This is a genomic window from Streptomyces sp. WELS2, assembly GCF_013870595.1.
In the GTDB taxonomy this organism is placed as follows: domain Bacteria; phylum Actinomycetota; class Actinomycetes; order Streptomycetales; family Streptomycetaceae; genus Streptomyces.
In genome coordinates this window covers 1-4,034 of record NZ_JACBWZ010000593.1, presented here as the reverse complement: position 1 = coordinate 4,034, position 4,034 = coordinate 1, and the positions used below count along the sequence as shown (strand labels likewise).

4 protein-coding genes are annotated in these 4,034 nt (G+C 73.1%); all 4 read right to left on the bottom strand.

Annotated elements, in window-relative coordinates; genetic code table 11:
- Nucleotides 1–1,437, bottom strand: a 1,437-nt coding sequence (locus H5J33_RS26285; protein ID WP_181797337.1) for an amino acid permease, incomplete at its 3' end; no start/stop codon positions are given.
- A 177-nt stretch (nucleotides 1,438–1,614) separates the two neighbouring features.
- Nucleotides 1,615–2,298: a GntR family transcriptional regulator gene (locus H5J33_RS26280; protein WP_258565416.1), complete on the bottom strand. Its 684-nt coding sequence runs from the start codon at nucleotides 2,296–2,298 to the stop codon at nucleotides 1,615–1,617.
- A 77-nt stretch (nucleotides 2,299–2,375) separates the two neighbouring features.
- Entirely contained in the window at nucleotides 2,376–3,377 is a 1,002-nt protein-coding gene (locus H5J33_RS26275) for a proline racemase family protein (RefSeq protein ID WP_181797335.1), read from the bottom strand.
- Between the two features lie 22 nt (nucleotides 3,378–3,399).
- Nucleotides 3,400–4,034 (bottom strand): dihydrodipicolinate synthase family protein (locus H5J33_RS26270; RefSeq protein ID WP_181797334.1); only part of this gene is annotated, 635 nt, incomplete at its 5' end.

Sequence of the window (4,034 nt, the reverse complement as noted above, 5' to 3'; positions counted from 1 at the left end):
GGCCTCGGCCGCCGAGGCTTCGGCCGCCGTCCGCCCGCGCTGCCGGCGCGCCGCCATCACGGCGTAGACGATGATCCCGACGAACAGGAACAGCACGCCCTGGTACACCGCCGCGTAACCGGCGCCCGCCATCAGCCAGACGGAGAACGCGGCGGCCACGGCGGTGATCACGGAGTCCCGCACCAGCCGTCCCCGGTCGACCTGCCCGGGCCGCCCGGCCACGAGGTGGAAGATCTGCGCGGCGGTGGCCAGCAGATACGGGACGGTCGCGGTGAACGTGGTGACCAGGACCAGGACGTCGAAGACCTTGGCCGAGCCGGAGAAGTAGTTGTAGACGGTGAGCAGCGAGGCGAGGACGACCGTCACGCCCACGCCGACCGTGGGCACCCCCCGCCGCCGGCGGGCGAAGGCGCTCGGGAACAGTCCGTCGCGCGCCGCCGCGTACGGCGTCTGGGCGCTGAGCAGGGTCCAGCCGTTGAGGCAGCCGGTCATCGACACCAGCGCGGCGAGCGCCACCGCCGTACCGCCCCAGCTGCCCCCGAACATCGTGTTCACGGCGTCCGAGAACGGCGCGGTGGAGGACACCAGCCGGTCGTGCGCGACCGTGCCGAACACCGACACCGTGCCCAGCAGGTACACCAGCGCCGCGCCCGCGGTGCCGATGACGGTGGCGCGGCCCACGTTGCGGCGGGCGTCCTTGACCTCGCCCGCGCTGACGGCGGCGGACTCCACCCCGAGGTAGGAGAAGAGCAGCAGGGCGGCGGAGGCGGAGACCGCGCCGACCGCGCCGTGCCCGCTGGCGTTGAACGGCCCGAGCCGGTCCGGGTCGAAGAAGAACAGCCCGCCGACCGCGACCAGCAGCAGCGGCACGAACTTCAGGACGGTGGAGACCAGCTGGACCGCGCCGACGTACCGGGTGCCGGCGAAGTTGGCGAGGGCGGGCAGCCACTGGAGGGTCAGTGCGGCCAGGCAGGCGGTCCAGCGGTGGCCGTCGACCGGGATCAGCACGTTCAGGTAGCCGACGGCGGCGACGGCGAGCGCCGCGTTCGACACCCACGTGGTGATCCAGTACGACCAGGCCGCGAGGAAGCCGGCGAAGTCGCCGAACGCCTCGCGGGCGTAGACGTAGGGGCCACCGGTGCGCGGGTCCCGGGCGGCCAGCCGGCCGAAGACCAGGGCGAGCGCGATGGCGCCGACGGTCAGCACGACGAAGGCGACCAGGCTGACCGTGCCGTAGGGGGCGATGGAGGCGGGCAGCAGGAAGATGCCGCCGCCGATGATGTTGCCCATGACCAGCGCGGTGGCGACGGGCAGGCCGAACCGGCGGGCATGCCGGCCGGCGTCGCCGTGCGGGTCCCCGGCGGGAACCGTGGGGGGCGCCGCGGGGGTCTCCGCGGAGGCCGGAGCCGACCGTGCGACGGTTCCGGTGTTGTGCATGGGTGGTGCGCCTCTCATGGAACGGATGTTCCCGGGATCACCGGGACGCCTTCCATGGTCGGGGATGCGCCGATCTGGCTCAAAATCGCCGTTTTTTGTTCCGTGCGGAACGCTTGATCACGCAAAAAACGTCGCGGCGCGGACCTTCCGCCGCCAGATGTCCGTCACCGGTCGCGGTCAGTCCGCCGCCCACAGCCCGCGCACATGGCCCAGATGCCGGGTCATGATCGCGTGGACGGCCCGCTCGTCGCGCTCCAGCAGGGCGTCCAGCAGCTCCAGGTGCTCCTCGGCCGAGGCGAGCAGCCGGCCCGCCCGGACCAGCGCGGTCAGCCCGTACAGCCGGGAGCGCTTGCGCAGGTCGGCGACCACCTCGACCAGGTGGCCGTTGCCCGAGAGGGCGAGCAGGCCGAGGTGGAAGCGGGTGTCCGCCTCGACATAGGCGATCAGGTCGCCGGCCGCGGCGGCGGCGACGATCTCCCGGGCCGCCGGGCGCAGCGCCTCCAGCTGGACCCGGTCCGCGGTGCGGGCCAGGGCCACCACGGTCGGTGTCTCGACGAGCTCCCGGATCTGCGTGTACTCGTCCAGCTGCCGGTCGGAGACGACGGTGACCCGGAACCCCTTGTTGGGCACGGTGTCGACCAGCCCCTCCTTGGCCAGGTCGAGCATCGCCTCCCGGACCGGCGTCGCCGAGACGCCGAAGCGGGCGGCCAGCGAGGGCGCCGAGTAGACCTCGCCCGGCCGCAGCTCGCCCGCGATCAGCGCGGCGCGCAGGGCCTCCGCGACCCGCTCCCGGTAGCTGCTGCGCCGCCCGCCGAGCCGGGGGAGGGCGGACAGCCCGTCGTCGCGCGTGTTCTGTGCCATGTCACGCATCACCGGGGTGAGTGTAGAGGAGCCCGGGGGCGGTGGAGGAGCCAGGGGGACGGCGGGGAGCGCGGGTGCTAGAGGACGAACCCCTCGGGGAACGGGTCGTCCGGGTCCAGCAGGTACTGTGCCGTCCCGGTGACCCACGCGCGGCCGGTGAAACCGGGCAGCACGGCCGGCGTCCCGGCGACCTCGGTCGTGCCCAGCAGCCGCCCGGTGAACCGGGTGCCGATGAAGGACTCGTTCACGAACTCGGTGTGCAGCGGGAGTTCACCCCGGGCGTGCAGCTGTGCCATGCGCGCACAGGTGCCGGTGCCGCAGGGGGAGCGGTCGAACCAGCCCGGGTGGATCACCATGGCGTGCCGGGAGTGCCGGGCCGTGGCGCCCGGCGCGTACAGGTGCACGTGGTGGCAGCCGCGGATGGACGGGTCCTGCGGATGGACCGGCTCGTCCTGCTCGTCGACCGCCCGCATCAGTGCCAGCCCCGCCGCCAGGATGTCGTCCTTGCGGGCACGGTCGAAGGGCAGCCCGAGGGCGTCGATGGGCAGGATCGCGTAGAAGTTGCCGCCGTAGGCGAGGTCGTAGCGGACGGTGCGGCCGTCGGGCAGGGTGACCTCGCGGTCCAGCCCGGCGGCGAACGACGGCACGTTCCGCAGGCTCACGCTGCGGGCGGCGCCGTCCGTGACGGTGACCTCGGCGACCACGACCCCCGCCGGGGTGTCCAGCCGGATGGTGGTCACCGGCTCGGTGACCTCGACCATGCCGGTCTCGACCAGGACGGTGGCCACCCCGATCGTGCCGTGCCCGCACATCGGCAGGTAGCCGGAGACCTCGATGTAGATGACGCCCCAGTCGCAGTCGGGGCGGGTCGGCGGCTGCAGGACGGCACCGCTCATCGCGGAGTGACCGCGCGGTTCGTTCATCAGCAACCGCTTGACGGGGTCGAGGTGTTCACGGAAGTACAGCCGTCGTTCGTTCATCGTCGCACCGGGCACGGTGCCGATCCCGCCGGTGACCACCCGGGTCGGCATGCCCTCGGTGTGCGAGTCGACGGCGTGCAGGACGAGCTTGCTGCGCATCTTCCGGCCTCCTTGCCTCTCGTCAGACCAGCCCCGCGGCCAGGGCCTTCTCGGTGGCCGCGCGGACCGCGGCCTCCTGCTCGGGCGGCAGCGGCATCCTCGGCGGGCGCACCGGGCCGCCGTACCGTCCGGCGAGGTCCATGGAGAGCTTGATCGCCTGGACGAACTCCGTCCTGGAGTCCCAGCGCAGCAGCGGATGCAACCGGCGGTACAGGGGCAGCGCGGTGGCCCGGTCGCCGGAGGCAGCCGCGCGGTACAGCTCCACCGAGGCGCGGGGCAGCGCGTTGGGGTAGCCGGCCACCCAGCCCTTGGCACCGGCCGTCGCCAGCTCCAGCAGCACGTCGTCGGCACCGGCCAGCAGATCGAGTTCCGGCGCGAGTTCGGCGATCCGCCAGGCGCGGCGCACATCACCGGAGAACTCCTTGACGGCCTGCACCAGCCCCTCGCCGTGCAGCCGGGCGAGGAGTTCGGGCACCAGGTCGACCTTGGTGTCGACCGGGTTGTTGTACGCCACCACCGGCAGGCCGGCCCGGGCCACCTCCGCGTAGTGGGCGAGGACGGAACGCTCGTCGGCGCGGTAGGCGTTGGGCGGCAGCAGCATCACCGCCGCGCAGCCGGTTCGGTCATGCCTCCAGGGTAAGGCCTTGCCCGGCATTT

Bases quoted from the DNA above. Each gene is read 5' to 3' on its own strand.
- H5J33_RS26280 (WP_258565416.1), bottom strand. From the start codon at position 2,298: ATGGCACAGAACACGCGCGACGACGGGCTGTCCGCCCTCCCCCGGCTC.
- H5J33_RS26275 (WP_181797335.1), bottom strand. From the start codon at position 3,377: ATGCGCAGCAAGCTCGTCCTGCACGCCGTCGACTCGCACACCGAGGGC.